Origin of the sequence: Lentzea sp. NBC_00516 (genome assembly GCF_036346835.1) — a bacterium.
GTDB lineage: Bacteria > Actinomycetota > Actinomycetes > Mycobacteriales > Pseudonocardiaceae > Lentzea > Lentzea sokolovensis.
In genome coordinates this window covers 1,804,284-1,827,318 of record NZ_CP107840.1, presented here as the reverse complement: position 1 = coordinate 1,827,318, position 23,035 = coordinate 1,804,284, and the positions used below count along the sequence as shown (strand labels likewise).

Genomic DNA, 23,035 nt, shown 5'->3' with positions numbered 1-23,035 from the left:
GGCCGGGTGAGCGCTCTCATCCTGGTCGCGGAGGACGACGAGAACCAGGCCGAGCTGGTGCGCCGGTACCTGGAGCAGGACCATCATCGCGTGCTCGTCGTCCACGACGGACGGGACGCGCTCGACGTGGCCCGTGATCAAAAGCCCGCGCTGGTGGTGCTCGACCTGATGCTGCCGGGACTCGGCGGGCTGGACGTGTGCCGGGCGTTGCGGGCCGGTTCGGACGTGCTGGTCCTGATGCTGACCGCGCGGTCCACTGAGGACGATCTGCTGCACGGGCTCGGGATCGGCGCGGACGACTACATGACCAAGCCGTTCAGCCCACGCGAACTGGTGGCGCGGGTGCGGACGTTGCTGCGCCGGGTGCCCGCGAACAAGCCGGAGCCGGTGCTGGAGGTCGGGCCGATCGTGGTCGACCAGCTGCGGCACGAGGTGCGGGTGCGCGGCGGGCTGGTCGAGTGCACGCCGGGCGAGTTCGGGTTGCTGGAGGTGCTGGCGTCCGAAGTGGACAGGGTGTTCAGCCGCGAGCAGTTGCTGGAGCGGATGCACGGCATCGACAGCTTCCTGACCACGCGCACGGTCGACACGCACGTGAAGAACCTGCGCCGCAAGATCGAGACCGACCCGCGCCTGCCCGCTCACCTCGTCACCGTCTACGGCATCGGCTACAAGCTCACGGCCGGACGCGCCGATGCGCCGTAGCGTCTTCACACGGCTGCTCGTGGTCGTGGTGCTGATCGCGGTCTGTTCGATCGCCGCGACGGCGTGGCTGGCGACGCAGCTGACCCAGGCGTCGATAGCTCGTGAGCAGGGCCGTGAGCTCGCTTCCGACAACAGGATCTACACGACGTTGCTCGCCTACGCGGCCGAGCACCGCGACTGGTCCGAAGTGGACGGTTACGTCGACTCGCTGATGACCGAGCACCCCGGCCGGCGGCTCGTGCTGGTCACCAAGGACGGCCGCACGGTCGCGGATCGCGGCGGGGACGGCGGTGAGCTGCCGGCCAGGGCGGCGGCCGTGGTGGATCCGCTGGCGGTCGACCCGGTGCTGGTGCCGGGCGCGCCCGCGGACCGGATCGACAAGCGCGTGCTCGGGCCGTTCCGCACGCCGATCGACTTCCGCGACCGCGAGGACCCCACGGGCTCGCTGTTCTGCCTGCGGCTGGTCAAGAAGGAACAGGCGCGCCTGGACTGCCGGGAGCGCGACCTGCCGTTCGACACCGCGGCCGACTTCTCCGCGTTGCTGGAGCTGGAGGACCTGGTCGACGCCTGCCTGGCGCGCCGGTCGCTGCCGCCGGTGGAACTCGATCCCGACTTCACTCCGGCGGTCAAGCAGTCCACGGGTGCGCCGCCGCCGGACGAGCCCGCCGTCGCCGCCTGCGTGGCCGCCTCCCGCAAAGAGCAGCTCACGCCGTACGTGGCGGCGCCGGTCCTGCTGTACCTGACGAACCCCACGGGCACGCCGACCACCGCGATCTCGTTGTCGGGCAACGGCTGGCAGGTCGTGGGGGCCGCGGCGGCGGTGCTGCTGGCGGCGATCGGGGTGGCGGCGTTCGCGGGGGCGCGGATCACCCGGCCGTTGCGGGCGTTGACCGCGGCCGCCCAGCACATGTCCGGTGGGAGCGAGATCCCGCCGGTGCCCGTGCGCGGGCAGGACGAGATCGCGGGGCTGACCAGGGCGTTCAACACGATGGCCGCGACCAGGGCGCAGGTCGAGCAGGCGCGCAAGGCGATGGTCAGCGACGTCGCGCATGAACTGCGGACGCCGTTGAGCAACATCCGGGGCTGGTTGGAGGCGGCCGAGGACGGGGTGAGTGACCTCGATCCGGCGCTGATCAGGTTGCTGCTCAAGGAGGCGCTGGTCCTGCAGCACGTCGTGGACGACCTGCAGGATCTCGCCGTGGCCGACGCGGGCTCGCTGCGCCTGACGCTCGAACGGGTGAACGTCGCGAGCGCGTTGGAACAGGTCCAAGCTGCGCACGACGTTCGTGCCACGCAGGCCGGCGTCACGCTGGCGGTGTCCGCGGACCCCTCGCTCACCGTGCGGGCCGACGCCCTGCGGTTGCGGCAGATCCTCGACAACCTCGTCGCGAACGCGCTGCGCTACGTGCCCGCCGGCGGCTCGGTGACGGTCGAGGCCGCGGCAGGGGACGGCGGGGTCGTGTTCACGGTGACCGACACCGGTTCGGGCATCTCCGAGGACGATCTGCCGCACGTGTTCGACCGGTTCTGGCGCGCGGACAAGTCGCGCAGCCGCACCACGGGCGGCAGCGGGCTGGGCCTCGCGATCGTCCGCAAGCTCGCCGAGGCGCACGGCGGTACGGTCGATGTGACCAGCACGACAGGTGTCGGAACCACGTTCCGCGTCCGTTTGCCGGAACTCAGCTGATACACCCAGCGTTAGTTCGCTGGAGAGGAAACCGGTGATTGTTCCCATGCCCACGAGCGCGCCCCGTCGCACGGGCTCGTTCGTACTGACCGAAGACGTGACCGTCCGGGTGACCGGGCAGGCGCGCACCGCGGCCGCGATGCTGCGCGAGCACATCTTCCGGGAGACCGGCTACCTGCTGGCGGAGTCGCCAGACGGCATGCTGATGGTGTCGCACGACCCGGCGATGCGCGGGCTCGGCCCGGAGGGGTACGCGCTGCTGGTCAGCAACGACGCGGTGATGCTGCGCGCGGGCACCCAGGCAGGGCTGCGGCACGGCGTGCAGTCGTTCCGGCAGCTGATGACGCGGGACGCGACGGTCCGCGCGGCCGATCTGCGCGACTCCCCCGCGTTCGCGTGGCGCGGTGTGTCGAGCGCGCTGCTGCCGCCGGCCGAGATGCGCAAGGCCATCGACCGGATGGCCGCCTACAAGCTCAACGTCCTGCACGTCTTCCCCGACGGTGATCCGGACGCGCTGCGCGAGCTCGTCGAGTACGGCCGCGATCACGGCATCATCGTCGTACCGGAACTGAGTCCGGCGACGATCGAGTTGCTGGAGCTGTTCCCGAGCCGCTGGGTGCACATCGGTACCGCCAAGCTGACGACCAAGTTCGCCGGTTTGCTGGAACGCCACGGGAAACTGCCGGTGCGCTGGCACGACGGCAGCACGGACGTTCTCGGCCCGCACGGCAAACTCGCCGAAGGCGACGACGGACTGCGTGCCGTCGCGACGGCGGGCTGGGTCGGCGGTCTGCGCACGACCTCCGCCGTGGCGCCTGCCTGGTAGCCGTTCACAGTGGTGGTGTGACCGCAGGTCAGGTGAGGCCCGCGGTTCACATGTTTATCTTTGATCAGCGGTGAACATGTCCATTCGCTGTTGTCGCACCACGATCACCTGGTTCCGCGCTGTGATCACGTGCGATCGTGGTCGCTGTGCGGGCCTCTTCGAAGTTCCGGCCGATCCATCCGTTCCGGCTTCTGCTCATCGACGACGACCGGGAACTGGTGGAACTGCTCGCCGCGGTCCTGCGCGGCGAGGGGTATGACGTCGACGTCGCGTTCGACGGGCAGCGCGGACTGCATCTCGCGCTCACCCGGCCCTACGACGTGGTGGTGATCGACCGCGCCCTGCCGGTGCTCGACGGCCTGGACCTGTTGTCCCGGTTGCGTTCCCGGTCCGTGCGGACGCAGGCGCTGATGCTCACCGCGATGGGTTCGGTGCACGACCGGATCGACGGCCTCGACGCTGGCGCCGATGACTACCTGGCCAAGCCGTTCGACCTGCGCGAGCTGACCGCGCGACTGCGGGCGCTGTGCCGGCGGGCCGCGGAACTGGCCGCGGTGCTGCGCATCGGCGCCGGCCGCCTGGAGCTCGAACAACACCAGGTCGTGCTGCCCGACGGCGAGAAAGTACCGCTCACCACCAGGGAGTTCGCGCTGCTGCGGGTGCTCGCCACGCATCCCGAGACCGTGCACACGCGGGCGGCGTTGCGGCGCACGGTGTTCTGCGACGCACCCTCCCAGTCCATTGTGGACACCTACGTGCACTACCTGCGTTCGAAGGTAGGACGTTCGGTCGTGCAGACGGTTCAGGGCATCGGCTACCGGTTGGGGGCACTGTGAGGTCGTCGTGGGCCGAGACGGAACGCACGGAGGTCCGGCACGCGCGGCTGCGGGTCAGCGTGCTGGTGGGCCTGGCGATCACGCTGATGATCGCGTTCGTCGGCGTGATCGCGTACGTCGTGATGGCGCACGCGCAGGAAACCCAGGTGTCGCGCGAACTCCGCTACAACGCCCAGTACGGCGTGCCGGGCGTCGCTCCCCGATGCGCGTGGGTGTTCGTGCTGGAGGACGGCGTGCTGCACCTCGGTCCGCTGGAAGTGCCGGGCGGATTCCCGTTGCGCTCTGACATCGATGCCGTGCACGCGTCCGGCACGTCCGTCTCCCGTGACGTGATCGCCAACGACACCGAGTACATGGTGCTCACCTCTCCCGGCGCGAACGGCACCACGGTGCAGTCGGTGTTCGACCTGCGCTACCAGCTCTCCGACCGCTCGCACCTGGTGCAGGCACTGGCGATCGCCCTGGTGGCCGGCCTGCTGGTGGCGGCGCTGATCGGCCTGGGCGTCAGCCGCCGCACCGTGGGCCCGTGGGCGGAGGCGCTGGCGAGGCAACGCCGGTTCGTCACCGACGCGAGCCACGAACTGCGCACCCCGATCGCCCGCGCCTACCTGCGCGCCCAACTGCTCGCGGCCGCCGCCGATCTGCCAGACGACCAGCGCACCAACCTCGACGCGCTGGCCAGGTCGATCCGCGGCCTCGCCGACGTGGTGGACGACCTGCTGGCGTCCGCGCAGCTCCACCAGCGGCTCGACGGCAGACCGATCGACCTGGCCGACGTCGCGGAGGCCGCGGTGGTGGGCGAGACCGAACGGGCCGCCGAACGGCGGATCACCCTGTCGCTGGACCATCCCGGGCATCCGGTGGTGGTCAGCGGGATCGAGACCGGGCTGCGGCGGGCCGTCGACGAACTGCTGGCCAACGCCGTCCGGCACACGCCGGAAGGCGGGCGGATCGCGGTGCGCGTGGGGGTGGTCGCCGGGCAGGTGGAGCTGGTGGTGGAGGACAACGGTGAGGGGTTCGAACCCGGTGAGGCGTCCCGGTTGTTCGACCGGTTCCACCGAGGGGTCGGTGAGGGGCGGTTCGGGCTGGGACTGTCGCTGGTGCGGGAGATCGTGACCGGGCACGGCGGGACGGTGGAGGCGGTGGGGCGGCCTGGGACGGGGGCCCGGTTCACGCTGCGGATTCCGGCGGTGGAGAGGGTGGCGGTGCGGGAACGGATCACCAGCGCCCGCCCGTGAGAGAGCGCTCCCAGAGAAGGGCCGCGTAGCGGCGAGGGGGCAGCTGGGGGCAGCTGGGGGCGAGGGGGCAGCCAGCGGTGTGGCTGGTGGCGAGGGGGCAGCCAGCGGTGTGGCTGGTGGCGAGGGGGCAGCCAGCGATGTGGCTGGTGGCGTGGCCGTGGCTCCCGCCCACTGTCGGCTGGCGGGAGCCACCACCCCGGCCGGGCGTCACCACCGTCCGCGCCCCCTCACCACTGGCCGGCGACCACCACCTCCGCCGCGACCCGGACGTCGACGTCCAGCGGGCGGTCCGGGTCCACCGGCTCGATGGCCGACGCCAGGGCGTCCAGCAGGGCGGCGCACCGAGGCGCGGTCGGGCGGCGTCCTCCCACGTGCACGGCTTGGCGCAGCCCCAACGCCAGCGAGCCGCACAGCAACCGCAACAACTCCGCGAGGTCGTAGGCGCGCAGGGCGGCTTGGGTGCCGAACGGGACCACGTCCTGGTTGTGGAGGTTGGTGGGCAGGCTCTGGGTGCTGGCGGGCAGGACTCCGCGCCGGATCTCGGCGATGAACGCGGTCGTGGCCAGCTGGACGCCCTGCAGTCCGTGCTGCTGGCCGGGTCCGGCGGCGAGCATCGGCGGGAGGCCGGTGTTGCGGGCCGGGTCGACGAGGAGGTCGAGCTGGCGTTCGGCCAGGTTGCCCAGGGATGCGGTGACCATGGCCAGGACGTCGGCGGCGAAGGCGGCGGGCTGGCCGAAGAAGTTGCCGCCGTGGGCCACCAGGTCGTCGCCGGGGAAGAACAGCGGGTTGTCGCTGACGCCGCCCAGGTCCGCCGACACGACGCCGTCCACGTAGCGCAGGGCATCCTCGGCGGCGCCGAGGAGTTGGGGTGAGCAGCGGATGCTGTACGGCTCCTGCAACGCGCGCAGACCCGTGGGTGTGGTGCCGTCCAGCATGGAGCGCATCCACGACGCCACCGTCACCGCGCCGGTGTGGCCGAAGGCGGAGATCAGGCGCGGGTCGGTGAAGCCCGGATCGGCGCCGAGAACGTCCACCAGCAGACAGGTCAGGTCGGCCAGGGCCCGGTGCGACGAGCGGACCGACGTCTGGGCCAGTGCCAGGGCGGCGGTGGTGACGGAGGTGCCGTTCACGAGAGCCAGCGCGTCGCGGCCGTCCAGTTCCAACGCCGTCAGGCCCGCTGAGGCCAGTGCTTCGGCGGCGGGCAGACGCACGCCGTCCAGGTAGGCGTGGCCACGGCCGCGGAGAGCCTGGGCGGCGTAGGCGAGCGGGATGAGGTCTCCGCTGGCGCCGACGGAGCCGTAGCGCGGGATGGCCGGGACGAACGTCGTCGCGAACATCTCCGACAGACCCGAGACGACGTGTGCGGACACCCCCGACAGGCCCTGGGCCAGCGACCAGGTCCGCACGAGCAGCGCGGCCCTGGCGATGTCCAGGGGCAGGTCGGGGCCTTGGCCCGCGCCCAGGTGTGCGAGGGTGTTGTCGCACTGGTCGGCCTCCGAGGACCGGCCCGCGAAGCCCACCAGGGCGCCGAAGCCGGTCTTGGCGCCGTACACCGGGCGTTCGTCGTCGGCCAGCACCGTGCGCAGGTAGGCGCGGCCGCGGTCCACCCGGTCGCGGACGTCGGTTCCGGCGAGCACGTCCAGTGGCGCGGACGAGCGCAGCAGGTGCGCTGGAGTCAGGGGCGAACCCAGGTCCACGGACGTGTCTGAAGCGATCGTGGTCACCGCACGGACGGTAGGCAGCCGATCTCAGAAAGTTCTGAGATCGCGTGGGTAGCTTCCCCGTCCATGGCTCACGACTACCTGATCATCGGCGCGGGACCGGCCGGTTTGCAGCTCGCCGCACTGCTCGAGCGGGACGGTCGCGACTACGCGGTCCTCGAACGCGGCAGCGGGGCCGGCACGTTCTTCACCCGGTACCCGCGGCACCGCAAGCTCATCTCCATCAACAAGGTCCACACCGGGTTCACCGACCCGGAGCAGCGGATGCGGATGGACTGGAACTCGCTGCTGCTCGACGACCCCGAGCTGCTGTTCACCCGCTACACGCCCCGGTACTTCCCGGACGCCGACGACATCGTCCGCTACTTCCAGGACTGCGCCGCCGGGCTCAACGTGCACTACGACATCGATGTCACGCGCATCTCCCGCGACGACAACGGTTTCACCGTCGCCGACCACAGTGGACAGACGTGGCACGCGAAGAACCTCGTGATGGCCACCGGGGTCTCCCAGCTGCACGTGCCGCCGATCCCCGGCATCGAGCACGCCGAGCGCTACGACACCTTCGACACGGACCCCGAGTCGTTCACCGACCAGCGGGTGCTCGTGATCGGCAAGGGCAACTCGGGCTTCGAGACCGCCGACGCGCTGGTCGAGACCGCGGCCGTCATCCACGTCGCCGGGCCGCACTCGGTGAAACTCGCGTGGCAGACGCACTACGTCGGACACCTGCGGGCGGTGAACAACAACTTCCTCGACACCTACCAGCTCAAGAGCGAGAACGCGGTCATCGACGGCTCCATCGAACGCATCGAGCCCAGGCCGGAAGGCGGTTTCCGGATCCAGTTCCGGTACGCGCGCACGGTCGAGAAAGTGCGGGAACTGGAGTACGACCGGATCATCGCGTGCACCGGGTTCCGGTTCGACGCCTCGGTCTTCGCCGACGACTGCCGGCCCGCGCTGATCATCAAGGACCGGTTCCCGCAGCTGACCTCGGCGTTCGAGTCGACGACCGTGCCCGGCCTGTACTTCGCGGGCACGATCACGCAGTCGCGTGACTTCAAGAAGTCGACCAGCGGGTTCATCCACGGTTTCCGGTACGGCGCCCGCGCGCTGCACCGCGTCCTGAGCGCCCGCAACCACGGCACCCCCTGGCAGGGCACGGACCTGGAGCTCTCGCCGGAGGCCATCAGCGACGCGGTCATCGCCAGGGTGAACACGTCTTCCTGTCTGTGGCAGCAGTTCGCGGTCATGGGCGACGTCGTCACGGTCGACGACACCACCGCGCGGTACGCCGAGGAGGTGCCGGTCGCGTACGTGGCGGACGGCGGCCTGGGACCGGCCGAGCACCGGTTCGTCGCGACGCTCGAGTACGGGCCCGACCACGACACCGTGGACCCGTTCGACATCACCATCCCGCGCGTCGCCGAGAACGACCCCGTCAACGCGGCCGACGCGAGCTACCTGCACCCGGTGGTCCGCTACTACCGGCACGGCGTGCTCGCCGCGACCCACCACCTGGCCGAGAACCTCGAGAACCACTGGGACATGCCGGAGGTGCACCAGCAGCCGCTGGTGGTGTTCGTGAAGGAATGCCTTGCCGGCGCGTGACGAGCCGTTCCCGCGCGCCGTGCTCGACGTGCTCGGCGCCGCCGCGGACCGGCCGGTGTTCGAGCACGGCACCCGCGTGGTGACCGGTTCCGAGATGCTCGACCTGATCGCCCGGATCGCGACCGGGTTGCGCGCCGGCGGGATCGGGCCCGGTGACGGGCTCGCGCTCGTGCAGGGCGTGCACCCGGAGGCCTTCGCGACGATCCTCGCGGGCCACGTGGTCGGCGCGCGGGTCGTCGGCGTGCGGCCAGGTCTGACCGAGGCCCAGGTCGAGCACCTGCTCGGCCTGGACATCAAGCTGGTCGTGCGCGACACCGACGATCTCACCGGGCATCCCGCCGAACCCCTGCGGTGCGAGGGCAGGCCAGACGACATCGCGCGGCTGATCCACACCAGCGGCAGCACCGGCGCGCCCAAGGCGTGCGCGCAGACCTACGCGTCGATGACCAACGCCTGGACCGCCCGGCCCGACGCCTGGCCTCCCGCGGTCCGGGAACTGGCGACGAGACTCGACCGCTACCTCGTGTTCGGATCGCTGTCGAGCCAGGTGATGTTCGAGTACGCGGTGCTGACCCTGACCGCGGGAGGCACGATCGTCGTCGCCGGCGACCCGGCCGACGCGATCACCCGTCTGAAGGCCACCGCGCGCGTGATCACCGTGCCAGGACTGGCCAAGCTCGTCGCCGCGCAGAAACGCGAGCCCGCCGACCTGTCGACGTTGAAAGCACTGCTGGTGTCGGGCTCTCCCCTGACGCCCGAACGGCATCGCGACGCCCTGGACACGCTGGGGCCGGTGCTCTTCCACGGCTACGGCCAGACCGAGACCGGCATGATCTCGATGGCCACGCCGGCCGATCCTCCCGGCACGGTGGGAAAACCGCCGGTGGACGTGGAGATCCGCGACGGCGAGCTCTTCGTCCGCACGCCGGGACAGGCCTGCGGCTACTGGGGCAACGCCGGGGAGTCCGCCGAGGTGTTCGTGGACGGCTGGGTCCGCACACGCGACCTCGGCCGGTTCGACGCCTTCGGCTACCTGCGCCTGACCGGCCGGGTCCGCGACGTCGTGATCATCAACGCGAACCTGCACTACATCGGCCCGATCGAGCAGGTGATCGCCCTGCATCCGGACGTCGCCGAGGCCTACGTCGTCGCGGTGCCGGACGACGAGACCGGCGAGGCCGTGCACGCCTTCGTGGTCCCCAAGGCCGATCGCGTTCCCGAACTCGACGAACTGCGCGAGCTCGTGACCCAACGACTGGGCACGGCCTGCGCCCCTGTGCGCGTCACCGCCATCACCGAACCCCCTGTCGCTCCCAGCGGCAAGCCCGACAAGCGTCAGTTAGCCAAAAAGATCAACTCCGCGTGAAGGAGAACGTCGTGTCCAGCGAGGTTTCGACCGAGTATCTCGTGATCGGCGCCGGTCCGGCGGGCCTGCAGGCGTCCTACCTGCTCAAACAGGCCGGACGCGAGCACCTGGTGCTGGAGGCCGGTGAGGCGGCGGGGACGTTCTTCACCCGTTTCCCCCGGCACCGGCAGCTGATCTCCATCAACAAGGTCTACACGGGCTGGGACGACCCGGAGCTGAACCTGCGCGTCGACTGGAACTCGTTGCTGTCCGACGATCCGGCGCTGCTGTTCACCGGCTACACCCCGCGCTACTTCCCCAACGCCGACGACATGGTCCGCTATCTCGGGGACTTCGCGGTCAAGAACGACCTGCCCGTCCGCTACGACACCAGGGCCGTGTCGGTGAATCGGCCGGACGACTTCGTGGTGCGCGACCAGCACGGCGTCACCTACCGGGCGAAGCGGATCATCGTCGCGACCGGTGTCTCGCAGCAGTACGTGCCGGACATCGACGGCGTGGAGCACGCCGAGCACTACTACGACGTCTCCGTTGAGCCACAGGACTTCGTGAACAAGAAGGTGCTGATCATCGGGCGTGGCAACTCCGCGTTCGAGACCGCCGACGCGCTGGTCGAGACCGCCTCGGTGATCCACGTCGCCGGGCCCGGCTCGCTGAAGCTGGCGTGGCAGACGCACTTCGTCGGCCACCTGCGGGCCGTCAACAACAACTTCCTCGACACCTACCAGCTCAAGTCGCAGAACGCCGTGCTGGACGGGCACATCGCGGGCATCCGCCGCGACGGCGACGACTACCTGGTGAAGGTCAGCTTCCAGCGGGTCAACGAGGTGATCAAGGAGATCCGCTACGACCGGGTGATCCTCGCGACCGGGTTCCGGTTCGACGCCTCGATCTTCGCGCCGGAGTGCCGGCCGCAGCTCACGATCAAGTCGCGGTTCCCGGACCAGACGGCGGCGTGGGAGTCGGTGAACGTGCCGGACCTGTTCTTCGCGGGCACGATCACCCAGGCCAGGGACTTCAAGAAGTCGACCAGCGGGTTCATCCACGGCTTCCGCTACGGCGTGCGCGCGCTGCACCGGATCGTCGAACAGCGCTACCACGGCGTGGACTGGCCCAGCCGTTCCATCGCTCCCGAGGACGTCACCGAGGCGATCATCGAGCGGGTCAACCGGACCTCCGCGCTGTGGCAGCTGTTCGCGTTCATGGCGGACGCGGTGCTGACGTTGCGTGACGGCACGGTCCGGTACGTCGAGGAGGTACCGGTCGCGCACCTGCACGAAGCGGTGGAACGCGGGGAGTTCGGCGAGGTCGAGTCGTACCTGACGGTCACGCTGGAGTACGGCGCGGACCACGACAAGATCAACCCGTTCGACATCACGGCCGGCCGCAACTCCCAGGACGACACCAGCGGGCTCGACGGCCGCTACCTGCACCCGGTCGTGCGGCGGTTCCGCTCCGGCGAACTGCTCGACGAGCACCACATCACCGAGAACCTCGAGAACGAGTGGGACAGCGAGACCGTCCACAAGGCACCGTTGCGGGAGTACCTGCGGTGAACCCGGTGCTCGCGGAACTGCACGACAAGGCACGCGCGGTGCTCGACCCCGTCCACTACGACTTCTTCGCGGGCGGGGTCGGGGACGAGGTCGTGCTCGCGGAGAACGAGGCCGCGTTCGGGCGCCTCGCCCTGCTGCCCAGGGTGTTGCGGGGCAAGGAGATCAGCACCGTTTGCCCGCTGATGATCTCGCCGACCGCGTTCCACCGGCTCGCCCATCCCGACGGCGAACTGGCGACGGCACGGGCGCTGTCCGGGACGACGCTGGTGTCGAGCATGGCCTCGACCGTGCCGATCGCCGACGTCGTGGCGGCCGCGACCGGACCGGTCTGGTTCCAGCTGTACGTCCAGCCGGACATGGACGTCACGGAAGAGCTGGTGCGGCGGGCGGAACGGGCGGGGTGCGCGGCGCTGGTCGTGACGGTCGACTCCCCCGTGTTCGGACGGCATCGGCGCGACATCGCGCACGGCTTCCACGACCTGCCCGCCGGGCTGACGGCCGAGAACATGCGTGATCTGGCAGGAGAGGCTCTGCGGAACATCGAGATGTCGACGGCGATCTCGTGGAGGCACGTCGACCGGATTCGGGAGATGACCGCGCTTCCGTTGTGGGTCAAGGGGGTTCTGCACCCGAAGGACGCTGTGATCGCGTTGGAGCACGGGGTGGCGGGGATCGTCGTGTCCAACCACGGCGGCCGTCAGCTCGACCTCGTGCCGGCGGCGCTCGACGCGTTGCCCGCCGTCGTCGAGGCGGTGGCCGGGCGGGTGCCGGTCGTGCTCGACGGCGGTGTCCGGGGCGGAGGGGACATCGCGCTGGCACTGGCACTGGGCGCGTCGGCGGCCGGGATCGGCAGGCCCGTGCTGTGGGGGCTCGCGGCGGACGGCGAACAGGGCGTGCGGCGGGTGCTCGACGTGCTGCGCGACGAGTTCCTGCACGTCCTGGCGCTGTGCGGTGGCGAACTGACCCGGGACATGGTCGTGGTCCGAGGGGTGGCCGGATGCTGAACTGGTTGCCCGCACGGGTGGTCGCGTTGCGCGCCAAGGTGTTCGAGAAGGTCAACGGGGACAACGCCATCACGTTCCCGAACGCCCAGGTCGGCCCCGACCGCTTCCAGGAGCTCTACAGCCATCCCGCCGCGAACGGCCGCAGCCGGGGCGCCGGGCTGTCGGACCTGTTCTGGTACTGGCTCTCCCCCGGCCCCGAGGTGCACCAGGAGCACCTGGAGGCCGGACCGCGCTACGACGACGTGGCCCGCGCGACCCGCACCTTCCTCGCCGGCCCGAGCAACGCGCTGTCGGCGACGGCGACGCGCTGCACGGCGAAGGTGCTGGACGAGGTGCTCCGCGGCCGCGTCACCGCCGTGCGGTTGCGCGACCTGATGATGCCGGTGTGGGCCGAGTACTTCTACGAGCTGGTGTTCGCCGAACCGTGTCCCCGGCTCGCGCGTGACCTGATCGTCGGACACGCCACCGACGTCGTGAACTCGTTGAAGTGCATCAGCTTGCGCCACCCCGCTCGCCGCGACCGCCTCACCCGCTACCTCAAGGTGCGGCTCGCGGACGTCCGGCATCCGCTGCCCGAGACGTTGTCCGAGTCCGAACAGGTGCACTACCTGCAGGGCACCTACTTCAACACCGCCGTCGTGCAGATGGCCGAGGCGATGGCGCACCTGCTCCTCGCGCTGGCACAGCATCCCGAAGCGGCGCGCCGAATCGACGACGACAGGTACTTCGCCCACGTGCTGGACGAGACCTTCCGCCTCTACCCGTTGTTCGGCATCGCCCACCGCATCACGACCGCGGACATCGAACTGGACGAGCACACGTCGTTCCCGGCGGGTTCGGTGCTGTGCTTCAACTACCCCGCCTACCACGCCACCGGCTACGAGAACCCGCAGGAGTTCGACCCCGGCCGTTGGGAGAACACCGCGGCACGCAACGAGCACCACATCCCGTTCGGCATCGCCGCCAACCGCCCCTGCCCGGCCTGGCGGCTCTCCCCCATCGCGATGCGCGCAGCAGCTCGGGAAGTGCTGCGCCGCGTCTCGCTGCACTCCTCGGTGACGCACACGCGGTCGTTGCCCAGCCGAGGGCCGTGCCTGCTCGTCCGCGACGGCCAGGTGCCACGACGGCGCCTGGTCCTGATGCGGGTGCGCGACCGCTGGGAGGACGTCTGGCGCAGCGTCGTCCAGCTCGTGCTCGGCACCGCGATGGTGCTGCACGCCCACCGGCTCCGGCCGGCCGGGCGTTATTTCGACACGCACGACACGCAGGGTTGCCCGGTCCGGCACTGACCACAGGAGATCCCGGTGAACCAGATCCACTTCGCGTTGCAGGTCTTCGGCGCGCTGGCGCTCGTGCTCGCCGCGACCACGCTGTGCGGGCGGCTCGCCATGCTGATCAAACAACCCAGGGTCGTCGGCGAGATGGTCGCCGGCGTACTGCTGGGCCCCGCGCTGTTCGGCGCCGTCGCGCCCGGCGTGCAGGCCCAGATCTTCCCCGCCGACGTCAAGAGCACCCTGTACGTGCTCAGCACGATCGGGCTCACGTTCTACATGTTCCTCGTCGGGTCCTCTTTGGACCACGGCCTCACCACGGGTGCCAACGCGCGCAAGGCATCGATCCTCGCCATCTCCGGCATCGTGCCCACGTTCCTGCTCGGCGCGGGCGCGGCGTTGCTCTTCTTCGACACGCTGAGCCCCGAGGGAACGCAGCTCTGGGTGTTCATGCTGTTCATCGGCGGCGCCCTGTCGATCACCGCCTTCCCCATGCTCGCCAGAATCCTGCAGGAACGCGGCATCGCGAACACCCCGATCGGCGGTCTCACCCTGGTCGCCGCCGCGATCGACGACGCGGTGGCGTGGGGCTTCCTCGCGCTGATCATCGCGGTCGGCACGTCCGGCAGCCCGTCCGGCGCGCTGCGCACGATCCTGGGCGCGGCGATCTTCGCGGGCCTCATGCTCACGCTGGGCCGCAAGTGGCTCGCCAAGCTCGGGGAACGCGCCGAACGCGACGGCAAGCTCAGCCGCGACATGGTGGCCGTGATCCTGCTGATCGTGCTGCTGGCGGGCTGGTACACCGACCTCATCGGCGTGTTCTCGGTGTTCGGCGGATTCATCACCGGCCTCGCGATGCCCAACTCCAAGGTCGTGCGCCACGAACTCGAGACCAAGCTCTCCGACCTGAACTCGATCCTGCTGCTGCCGGTGTTCTTCGCGTTCAGCGGCCTCAACACCCGGCTGGACGGCTTCGGCTCCGGTGGCGCGCTCTGGTTCCCGCTCGCGGTGATCATGCTGGCCGCGTTCGCCGGCAAGTACCTGGGCTGCGGGCTCGTGGTGCGTGCCCAGGGCTACTCGTGGCGCTACGCCTCCGCGGTGGGCGGCCTGATGAACGCCCGAGGCCTGATGATCCTGATCTTCATCAACATCGGCCTGGCCTACGACCTGGTGACACCCGAGATGTTCGCGATCCTCGTCGCCGTCGCGATCGTCACCACCGCCGCGGCCATGCCGATCTACCGCGCGTCCCTGCCCGACCACCTGGAGGCACAGGCCGACGTCAAGACCCCCGCACCAGTTCGGTGAGCCGCGCGACCACGGCGGCCGGGGCCGGCATGTCCGCGATCTCGGCCGCCGTGGTCTCGGCGATCTCCCGCGCGGCCGGGTCATCGAGCAGATGGCCCGCCGCGGCGGTGATCGCGTCTGCGGTGATCTCCTCGCCCACGAGCTTCGCCCCCGCACCGGTCTCGGCGAGCACGTCGGCGTTCACGAACTGATCAGCGCCCTGCGGCAGCACCAGTTGCGGCAAACCGGCCGCCAGCGCGCCGAGGACCGTGCCCGTTCCGCCGTGGTGCACCACGAGATCAGCCTGCTGGAGCACCTTCGCCTGCGGCACGAACCCGGCGACGCGCACGTTCGCCGGCACGTCGCCCAGCAGCGCGGGATCGCCGGGCCCGACCGCCACCAGAACGGTGACCGGCAGCCGGGCCAGGCCGTCGATCGCCTGCCGCAGCACGGCCGTCGCACTGAACGACACCGTGCCGAGCGTCAGGTACACCAACGGTTTCGTCGTGACGATCTCCGGCATCGGCACGTCGAGGTCGAACGCCGTCGGCCGCTGCCGCAGCACCGTGGGCAGCGCCGCGACGACCGGATCGCGGACGGTGTCCGGCCACAGGTCGATCGCGACGTCCCCCATCATCAGGTCGGCGGGCGCGGCGCCGTCCCACATCCACGCCATCTCCCCCGCCGCCATCTGCTGGATCGCGGGCGGCATGGACCGGCCGATCACGTGCGAGACGAACGGGATCCCGGCGTCGAGAGCGGCCTTCGCGGCACCGGTGTCGCTCTGCTCGTAGACCACCAGATCCGGCTTGATCCGCGGCAGGAGTCCGCCGAGATCCTTGACGGTCGCCCGTGGCAGCACGTCCGCGAACATCGTGATCAGCAGCCGCGGCACCTCCGCGTCGCCGTGCCGCCTGCGGGCCTCGGTCTCGGCCTCCCCGATCGAGATGCCCGACGCGTGCGCCTCGAAACCCAGCTCACGCGCCTTCTCCACGAAGCCCGGGCCGATCGCGAACACGACCTCGTGCCCGGCCTGCTGCGCCGCGCGGGCCAGCGGGACCAGCGGAAACAGATGGCCGTAGGCGGGACGGCACGAGAACAGGATGCGCACTCCGTCAAGCCTAGTGATCTTTCAGTGTTGGCAGTTCTTGCAGAGGGCGTTCACCTCGTCCTGGTTCGCCGCGGCGGCCTGACTTCAGTTTACACTGAAGCTATAGAGATGTTCATCACGTCGTGTCGTGGTCACGCCCTAGACGTCTCCGCACCCGGACTCGCCTGGCAGCAACGGCCGGAACACGACGATGAACGACGACGCACCGACGCGGAACCGCGTCCCCTTCGCCACGTCGCGCGCGAACCCCTCCACCTGTGCGGCGTCCAGCACCACGCAAGTACCGGCGTCGACCTTCGTTTCCGGCGCCGCGAACGGCCACGGGCGTGCGTCCTGCGACGAGCTGTGCGCCCACGCCACGGCGGCGATCTTCGTCGGCCGGTAGGGCGTCGCCGTGCCGTCCACGTGCAGCGTCGAGTGGAACGCGGCCAGTTCGCCCTCCGGGTTCGCGGCCCTGGTGACGAACCGGTGACCGCCGGAGTTCAGCACGAACACCTGCGTGTACCCGTCGATCACCGAGTCGTTGCGGATGTCCTGGTCCCGGTCGAGTCCTGCGTCGTGGGCGTCCTCGTAGAAGTCCACCGACCTCTCGTGTCCTATGTGGACCGTCTCGGCGGTCTGCAACGCGCCTGCCGCCGGGCCCGGCCGGATCACCGTGCCGTCGCCGTAGAGGCTGAACTCCGGCAGCTCCGCGGGCCGGGGGCTGGGCATGCCGACCAGTTGCCTCGCCTGGAGCGCAAGCCCGTCCGGCAACGCCGGAGCGTCCACCCCGCAGCCGGCCAGCACGATCGCACACGTCACCAAGAACCAGCGCATCACGTTCCCCCTGTCCGGGGTTGCCCCAGGACGGGCCTGGAGCAACCCCTCGTGGTCAGGAGACGGAAAGCGTGTACGTTCCGTTGCCCGCCTTGTTCACCAGCACCACGCTGTAGCAGTCCAGTGCGGGTCCGGGCGCGGTGTACTCGATCTGTTCCGCCTCACCGAGCCCGTGGCCGGTCGACGACGCGGCTGCCTGAGCCCGTGACGCGACGACCGGACGACCGCCGTCGGACGACATGACGAACAGCTGGGCGTCCTGGCTCGCGGTGTCCGGCGTCGCGGTGACGGTGAACTTCGTACCCGCTTCGACGCAGTGGTCACGGACGACCACCACGTTGTCGTCGCCCATCGCGAACTTCTCCTCCGGGCGCAACTGGTTCGTGCCGTTCGCGAACTGGATCCGGTAGTCGCCGGTCCCGCTCACGTGGGTCACCTCGGGGTAGAAGTCCCCGGCGGGGCGGCCTCCCTGGTTCGTGTCGATCGCGATGAAGTCCACCTCGCCCTGGCCCGCCACGCTCGCGGCCAGCTGCTGGCGCAGCTGGGGGTCGTCGTAGAGACGCAGGTCGTAGTCGGCGTTGGCCGGCGGCCGCAGCGCGACGACCGACCAGAACGCGACCGACGTGTCGACCCGGTACCGGTGCGGCTGGTTCGGTCCCGGCGCGGGACGGGTTCGCGTCTGGTAGTCGCCCAGCGGCTCGCGGAACCCGTAGTCGATCGTGTTCTGGTACAGCGCGGCCAGCGGACCAGGGCCGACGTCGAATCCCGCCTGACCGCGCTGGCGCCAGAACTCGGCGAGGTTGGACGACCGGTAGCGCAGGAACGTCTGCCAGATCTCGGTGTACGGGTTCTCGGTCCGCGAGTCCCAGTGAGGTTCGTTGTTCGGGTCCGCGAGGTCGAGCAACGCCCCCGCGACGCGGCCTTCGACGCCGTCGCCGTTGTCCCAGTTCGGATCGCCCCAGGTCACGTTCTCCAGCTCGACGGTGAAGCCGTCGCCGCGGTACTCGTGGTCGTTGAACACCGCGGCCTGGTACCAGTCCGGGAAGCCCTCGGTCCACGCGCAGTTCGCACCGCTCTCCCTGGTGACGAAGTGCGGGGACGGGCAGTTGGAGGTCGGGAAGTTGTCGTTGTACACGTCGTCCATCACGGCGTGCCCGAGCTCGTGCACCACGATGCTGCGGAAGTCCGGCGCGTTGGCTCGCAGGTGGACCTCGTCGTCATCGCGGTCGTAGTGGTTGTTCGCCGGGTTGTAGTCCCAGCGCCAGTTGAAGTCGACACGCCGGCAGTCGTGGTCGTCCGCGTCCCAGCAGTCGCTCGGAGTCCAGTCGGACGCCGAGTTGATCTCGTCGAACGCCTCCACGGCCCGCATGTACCGCGGGTCGGTCGGCTGCTGGGCACCGAACGCCAGGGTGCGCCCGTCACCGACGTCGTTCATCGTCGCGGTGCGGAAGTTGTACGGGTCGTCGTCGAACTCGACACCCCAGGAACCGTTCTGCGCCACGAACTTCAGGTACACGTCGGCGCCACCGGAGAAGTCGTCGTTCGGGAAGCACAGCCGGAACGCGCCGTTCCCGTCGGTGAGCGCGGTGCCGAGCAGGTCGTCGGGACCGTTGTCGTCGTCCCACGCCTCGACCAGGAAGTTCGCCGCGGTGCGGAACGTCCCGGTGTGATCCCGGTAGTTCCAGCTGCCCGTCGCGCACACCGGTGCGGCCTGCGCCCGTGGCGGGTCGTCGCTGTGCGGCTTCGACGACCGCGCCACCGCGGCAGCCGGCGTCAGCCACGGCGTGGCCCGCTTCGACACCGCTCCGGCGGGAATCTGTTCGGTGGCACCGGTTTCCGCACGGGAGCCCAGGTAGGACGACTTCCCGTCGGCACCGATCGTGGCGGCCGCGACGAACGTGTCCGAGTTCAGCTCGGGATTCACCGGCGCGATCGCACGCACGGTGACCAGCAACGTTCCGGCGCTCACGGCCTTGATCGCACCCTTGAACCGCACCGTCCGCCCCGCGGAGAGGTCCATCGTCGTGGTGGCGCGACCGACCTTGCCGAAGTCAGTCGGAACGGACGAGCCGACGTCGCTCACCGACAACCCGTCAGGAACCGCGCTCCAGCCGGCGATTCCCGGCACGTCGGCGTCGATCCGGACGCCTTTCAAGTCCACATCGGACGTGATTTCGAAGCTGACCTGCGCGGTCTCACCGACGCCGGGTGCCCGGTCGAGCTCCGCTTTCGCGTGCACACAACGTGTCTCACACTTCGCCGGTGCGGCGACGGCCTGCGTCGCCATCACCCCGGCACCCACCAGAATCATTGCAGCACAAAGAGAACTTGCTAATCGCACGAATCCCCCTACAGCAACCGCACCAGCGGTCTACGCCGAACTCCCCCGAGTTCCCCAGGGCGTGCCCCGGTGCGTTCCCACCATAGCGCGCATCAAGGGGGATGATGGGGACATGACTGAACCGGACTACACCGAAGACGGCGTGCCGACGTTCGACTACGTCCGCGACAAGATCGAAGGCCGGAACCTCACCAGTGAGGCCGCCACCGAACTGGCCGGCGATCCGCAGAACACCCAGGACCAGTTCGACCGGCGCGAGGAGGCCGGCCGCGACCGGCTGGAGGAGATCCGCAAGTCGTTGCGCCCCGAGTGACCGGGGGGCCTCCCCCAGCGTCGAGGTGTGGCCCGCACCAGCGGGGATCCGCCGGGTGGCCCGATCGTCGTGCGGCCGGGAGATTCCTAGGGTTCTCGTCATGGTCAACCACCTGAATCCCTTGCGTCGCAAGGCGATCGCTCTCGGCTCCGGAGTTCTCGTCACCGCCTCGCTCCTGGCGTGCTCGGCACCGAACGCGGCGAGCAGCCCGACGTCCGCGGCGAGCAGCCCGGCACCCGCGGCGTCCAGGACGCACAAGGTGACGAACGCCGAGCACGAACTGGTCTTCCACGTCGTGGACGGCAAACTGCCCGCCCTGGTCCTGGACGCGGGCGGCGGGCTGAGCTCGTCGTACTGGAAGGAAATGGCGCCGCGGCTGGCGAAGGCCACCGGGTCGAAGGTCGTCACCTACGACCGGGCGGGTGAGGGCGAGAGCGCCGAGGTCTCGGGGCCGTGGCGGGTGGAGAACGCGGTGTCCGACCTGGAGGCCGGACTCAGGCAACTGGGACTGACGAAGGACGTGGTGCTGGTCTCGCACTCGATCGCGGGCGAGGTCGCCACGAACTTCGTGAACAAGAACCCGGGCTGGGTGTCGGGTGCGGTGCTCGTCGACGCGAACGTGCCCGACTTCTTCACCGACGAGATGCTGACGGCGTTCGAACCGGTCATCGAGCAGCAGCGGACCGCCCTGCTCACGCAGCCCTCGACCAAGAAGAACCGCCAACTGCTCGCCGTGATGGTCGACTACGCCCCCGTCCACCGCGTCTTCCACAAGCTCACCTGGCCGAAGGACGTGCCGGTGACCGCGATCGTCGCGTCCGGGACCCCGTTCGCCGACTCCCCCGACGCGGCGAAGATGTGGCGGGACGCCCAGGTCCGCTTCGCGCAGGGACCGAACCGGAAGCACGTGCTCGCCGAGAACACGACGCACGAAGGAATCGTGACCGAACGCCCGGAGATCATCGCCGGTGCCGTCGACGACGTGCTGAAGGCCGTCCGCTAGCTGTAGTGATCACGGACGTTGTTGACGGCGTGTCCGGCATGTCGCCTTGATCATGAGGAAGACCTCCGTGTGTGGTGGAGGTGTCTAGGTCTTCACCGCACACGGAGGTCTTCGTGTACCACCGTAATGCCCGGCTCACCGTGCATGGACGGCGGCTGCTCGTCGAGCGTGTCGCCGCCGGGCGCCCGGTCGCCCACGTCGCCGCGGAGATGGGAATCTCCCGGGCGACAGCCCACAAATGGGTCCGCCGCTACCGGCACGAAGGCGACGCCGGCCTGGCCGACCGGTTCAGCCGGCCGCACCACTCACCCCGCCGCACCGCCGCCTCGATCGAGTCCCAGATCCTCGGGCTGCGCCGGACCCGACGACTCGGACCTGCCCGCATCGCCGGAATTCTCGGACTGCACGCCTCGACCACACACCGCGTCCTGTCACGCCACCGCGAACCCAAACTCGCCTGGCTCGACCGCCCGACCGGGCAGGTGATCCGCCGCTACGAGCGAGCCCGTCCCGGCGAACTGGTCCACGTCGACGTCAAGAAACTCGGCCGGCTGCGCGACGGAGGCGGCTGGCGCGTCCACGGCCGCGACAGCGCTCAGCACAACGCTTCCCGCACCGCACCCCGCGTCGGCTACGAGTTCGTGCACTGCGCCATCGACGACCACACCCGCCTGGCCTACGCCGAGATCCACCCCGACGAGACCGCCACCACCTGCGCCGCCTTCCTCCGCCGCGCAGCACAAGTTCTTGCCACACAAGGAATCCCGGTCATCGAACAGGTCATGACCGACAACGCCATGGCCTACCGCCGATCACACGCCTTCCGGGAAGCGATGACCGACATCGGCGCCAGCCACCGCCTCACCCGCTCCTACCGGCCCCAGACCAACGGCAAAGCCGAACGCTTCAACCGCACCCTCGCCGAGGAATGGGCCTACGCCCAGACCTTCACCAGCGGCCAGCAACGCGCCGACGCCCTGCCCGAGTTCCTGCACCGCTACAACCACCACCGAGCCCACACCGCACTCGGAGGACAGCCACCCATCAGCCGCGTCGACAATGTCTCAGGGCACTACAGCTAGCTGTACCGGTCGCGGAGATCAGGACGCCGCGCACGACGGGACGCCGAACCTGGCCCGCACTCCGGGTGAGTACAGAACGCTCATCGGCTCGCCGGAGACCGGAATCTCCGCCGATGCCACCAGATCGTCGTCGCAGCGAACGATCGTGGCGCGGCGGAGGTCCCAGGGCGCGTGGTGGTTCGGCAGGTACGTGGTCCGGCCGAGCCAGGACGTGTGCAGGCCCCACCTGGCCGTCAGGAACTCCTCCAGCGGGCTCGGCCGGGCGATCCGCTCCCCCGCCCGCACCGTGAACGTGCTCGTCGCGTCCGGACGATGAGGCCACTTGCGCCGGCAGGTGTAGGTGACCTCGTCGCCGTCACGGCGCACCGTTGTGTCCGACCACATGTACGGCAGTCCCGCGAGAGCTCGTGCGCTCAGCACGAACGGCAGGTTCGCGGCGTCCATCGAGAGGAACACGACGCCACGCCTGCCCTGCCCGTCGATCGTGTACAGGCGGACGTTGGTCTCCGGGAAGCTCCAGCGGTCCGTCAGCGCGGGCCAGCCCAGCGGGCACAGGCGGAACGCGATGAGCCCGACGAACGTGTCGCCGTCGACCACGTCCGGCCGCGTGCCCGCGGGCAGCAGATGTCGCACCGCCGCAGGGGGAACTCGCCAGTGCAGGAACGTCACGTCGGTCCACCACTGCGTCAGCACCGAACGGTCGATGCGCCGCGGTGAACCGAAGGTCATGGACACGATTCAAACGCAGCACACCTGAGAGTCCGGGCCGAGTTCCTCAAGATCCAGTGGCCGCGGAGCCGTCGGGCCGGCCCTTGCGGGTTTGCCGGCGTGACCAGTCCGAACTGTCCTGGCTGTAGCGGACCAGGAACCGGGCGAACTGGTCGCGCTCGGCGGCCGTCCACCCGGCCGTGATGAACTCGAAGGCTTCGCGCTGCTCGGAGGCGAAGCGGCCGCGTTCGGCCTCGCCCGCCTCGGTGAGTTCGAGGACCGTGCGGCGGCCGTCCGCCTGTGAGACGGCGCGCCGGAGCAGGCCGTCCGCGATGCAGGCGGCCACGGTTCGGCTGGCGACGGGCTGGGCGACCCCCATCTCGGCGGCGACCCCGCCCACCGTCATCTCGCCAGGATCGTCGTGGACGACGTTCAGGACGAGGTTGCGGGTGAGGTCCCCGCGTCCGCCGGAGGTCCGGCGGCGCAGCCGGGACAGGGCGGGCCCGACCTGGTCGAGCAGGCCTTCGTCGTCCCCTGGCCGAGGCGAGTCGCTCAT

20 protein-coding genes are annotated in these 23,035 nt (G+C 69.9%); 14 read left to right on the top strand and 6 right to left on the bottom strand.

Translation table 11 applies throughout. The features are described 5' to 3' along the window. Nucleotides 1-6 precede the first annotated feature (6 nt). From OG205_RS08045 to OG205_RS08025, 5 genes are all read left to right on the top strand, one after another. On the top strand, nt 7-702 hold the full coding sequence (locus tag OG205_RS08045; RefSeq protein ID WP_330275616.1) for a response regulator transcription factor: 696 nt from the start codon (nt 7-9) through the stop codon (nt 700-702). After that, complete coding sequence (locus OG205_RS08040) at nt 692-2,389, top strand: sensor histidine kinase (protein ID WP_330275615.1); 1,698 nt, start codon at nt 692-694, stop codon at nt 2,387-2,389. Before OG205_RS08045 ends, OG205_RS08040 begins: the two co-directional genes overlap by 11 nt. Continuing rightward, nucleotides 2,346-3,215 carry a glycoside hydrolase family 20 zincin-like fold domain-containing protein gene (locus OG205_RS08035; RefSeq protein WP_330275614.1) on the top strand — a complete coding sequence of 290 codons (870 nt, stop codon included), beginning with the start codon at nt 2,346-2,348 and terminating at the stop codon, nt 3,213-3,215. The genes OG205_RS08040 and OG205_RS08035 overlap by 44 nt, the downstream gene beginning before the upstream one ends. Before the next feature lie 146 nt (nt 3,216-3,361). Next, a complete protein-coding gene (locus OG205_RS08030; RefSeq protein WP_330275613.1) occupies nt 3,362-4,051 on the top strand; it encodes a response regulator transcription factor in 690 nt (229 codons plus the stop codon). Continuing rightward, a complete protein-coding gene (locus OG205_RS08025; RefSeq protein WP_330275612.1) occupies nt 4,048-5,289 on the top strand; it encodes a sensor histidine kinase in 1,242 nt (413 codons plus the stop codon). The genes OG205_RS08030 and OG205_RS08025 overlap by 4 nt, the downstream gene beginning before the upstream one ends. Nucleotides 5,290-5,516: 227 nt before the next feature. Here OG205_RS08025 and OG205_RS08020 read toward each other — a convergent pair whose 3' ends face one another. Next, nucleotides 5,517-7,013, bottom strand: coding sequence for an aromatic amino acid ammonia-lyase (locus tag OG205_RS08020; RefSeq protein WP_330275611.1), 1,497 nt, complete (start codon nt 7,011-7,013; stop codon nt 5,517-5,519). Between the two features lie 63 nt (nt 7,014-7,076). Here OG205_RS08020 and OG205_RS08015 point away from each other — a divergent pair, with 63 nt between their 5' ends. Genes OG205_RS08015 through OG205_RS07990 form a run of 6 tightly spaced genes read left to right on the top strand, consistent with a single transcriptional unit; the run spans nt 7,077 to nt 15,126 of the window. Then, complete coding sequence (locus OG205_RS08015) at nt 7,077-8,621, top strand: NAD(P)-binding domain-containing protein (RefSeq protein ID WP_330275610.1); 1,545 nt, start codon at nt 7,077-7,079, stop codon at nt 8,619-8,621. Next, complete coding sequence (locus OG205_RS08010) at nt 8,608-9,987, top strand: class I adenylate-forming enzyme family protein (protein ID WP_330275609.1); 1,380 nt, start codon at nt 8,608-8,610, stop codon at nt 9,985-9,987. Before OG205_RS08015 ends, OG205_RS08010 begins: the two co-directional genes overlap by 14 nt. Nucleotides 9,988-9,998: 11 nt before the next feature. Continuing rightward, complete coding sequence (locus tag OG205_RS08005; RefSeq protein ID WP_330275608.1) at nt 9,999-11,543, top strand: NAD(P)-binding domain-containing protein; 1,545 nt, start codon at nt 9,999-10,001, stop codon at nt 11,541-11,543. Then, complete coding sequence (locus OG205_RS08000; RefSeq protein WP_330275607.1) at nt 11,540-12,547, top strand: alpha-hydroxy acid oxidase; 1,008 nt, start codon at nt 11,540-11,542, stop codon at nt 12,545-12,547. The genes OG205_RS08005 and OG205_RS08000 overlap by 4 nt, the downstream gene beginning before the upstream one ends. Continuing rightward, nucleotides 12,541-13,836, top strand: a complete 1,296-nt coding sequence (locus tag OG205_RS07995) for a cytochrome P450 (protein WP_330275606.1) — start codon at nt 12,541-12,543, stop codon at nt 13,834-13,836. Before OG205_RS08000 ends, OG205_RS07995 begins: the two co-directional genes overlap by 7 nt. Nucleotides 13,837-13,851: 15 nt before the next feature. Further along, nucleotides 13,852-15,126, top strand: a complete 1,275-nt coding sequence (locus OG205_RS07990; RefSeq protein WP_330275605.1) for a cation:proton antiporter — start codon at nt 13,852-13,854, stop codon at nt 15,124-15,126. Here OG205_RS07990 and OG205_RS07985 read toward each other — a convergent pair. The 3 genes from OG205_RS07985 to OG205_RS07975 form a co-directional block, all read right to left on the bottom strand. Continuing rightward, complete coding sequence (locus OG205_RS07985; protein ID WP_330275604.1) at nt 15,101-16,216, bottom strand: glycosyltransferase; 1,116 nt, start codon at nt 16,214-16,216, stop codon at nt 15,101-15,103. The genes OG205_RS07990 and OG205_RS07985 overlap by 26 nt on opposite strands. 138 nt (nt 16,217-16,354) lie before the next feature. Next, nucleotides 16,355-17,032 (bottom strand): hypothetical protein, encoded by a 678-nt coding sequence (locus tag OG205_RS07980; RefSeq protein ID WP_330275603.1) that lies wholly within the window; start codon nt 17,030-17,032, stop codon nt 16,355-16,357. A gap of 55 nt (nt 17,033-17,087) precedes the next feature. Beyond that, nucleotides 17,088-19,343, bottom strand: coding sequence for a hypothetical protein (locus tag OG205_RS07975; RefSeq protein WP_330275602.1), 2,256 nt, complete (start codon nt 19,341-19,343; stop codon nt 17,088-17,090). Between the two features lie 142 nt (nt 19,344-19,485). Here OG205_RS07975 and OG205_RS07970 point away from each other — a divergent pair, with 142 nt between their 5' ends. From OG205_RS07970 to OG205_RS07960, 3 genes are all read left to right on the top strand, one after another. Continuing rightward, nucleotides 19,486-19,686 (top strand): hypothetical protein, encoded by a 201-nt coding sequence (locus tag OG205_RS07970; RefSeq protein WP_330275601.1) that lies wholly within the window; start codon nt 19,486-19,488, stop codon nt 19,684-19,686. Nucleotides 19,687-19,786: 100 nt separating this feature from the next. Beyond that, entirely contained in the window at nt 19,787-20,689 is a 903-nt protein-coding gene (locus tag OG205_RS07965) for an alpha/beta fold hydrolase (protein ID WP_330275600.1), read from the top strand. A 113-nt stretch (nt 20,690-20,802) separates the two neighbouring features. Next, nucleotides 20,803-21,771 (top strand): IS481 family transposase, encoded by a 969-nt coding sequence (locus OG205_RS07960; RefSeq protein WP_330275599.1) that lies wholly within the window; start codon nt 20,803-20,805, stop codon nt 21,769-21,771. An 18-nt stretch (nt 21,772-21,789) separates the two neighbouring features. On the opposite strand, the gene OG205_RS07955 is transcribed toward OG205_RS07960, so the two are convergent. Together OG205_RS07955 and OG205_RS07950 are read right to left on the bottom strand one after the other, a co-directional pair. Beyond that, nucleotides 21,790-22,500: a YqjF family protein gene (locus OG205_RS07955; protein WP_330275598.1), complete on the bottom strand. Its 711-nt coding sequence runs from the start codon at nt 22,498-22,500 to the stop codon at nt 21,790-21,792. 46 nt (nt 22,501-22,546) lie between these two features. Continuing rightward, nucleotides 22,547-23,035, bottom strand: a complete 489-nt coding sequence (locus OG205_RS07950; protein ID WP_330275597.1) for a MarR family winged helix-turn-helix transcriptional regulator — start codon at nt 23,033-23,035, stop codon at nt 22,547-22,549.

Coding starts and splice junctions, on each gene's coding strand:
- OG205_RS07955 (WP_330275598.1), bottom strand. CDS start 22,500: ATGACCTTCGGTTCACCGCGGCGCATCGACCGTTCGGTGCTGACGCAG.
- OG205_RS07950 (WP_330275597.1), bottom strand. CDS start 23,035: ATGAGCGACTCGCCTCGGCCAGGGGACGACGAAGGCCTGCTCGACCAG.
- OG205_RS07970 (WP_330275601.1), top strand. CDS start 19,486: ATGACTGAACCGGACTACACCGAAGACGGCGTGCCGACGTTCGACTAC.
- OG205_RS07965 (WP_330275600.1), top strand. CDS start 19,787: ATGGTCAACCACCTGAATCCCTTGCGTCGCAAGGCGATCGCTCTCGGC.
- OG205_RS07995 (WP_330275606.1), top strand. CDS start 12,541: ATGCTGAACTGGTTGCCCGCACGGGTGGTCGCGTTGCGCGCCAAGGTG.
- OG205_RS08040 (WP_330275615.1), top strand. CDS start 692: ATGCGCCGTAGCGTCTTCACACGGCTGCTCGTGGTCGTGGTGCTGATC.
- OG205_RS07975 (WP_330275602.1), bottom strand. CDS start 19,343: ATGATTCTGGTGGGTGCCGGGGTGATGGCGACGCAGGCCGTCGCCGCA.
- OG205_RS07980 (WP_330275603.1), bottom strand. CDS start 17,032: ATGCGCTGGTTCTTGGTGACGTGTGCGATCGTGCTGGCCGGCTGCGGG.
- OG205_RS08015 (WP_330275610.1), top strand. CDS start 7,077: ATGGCTCACGACTACCTGATCATCGGCGCGGGACCGGCCGGTTTGCAG.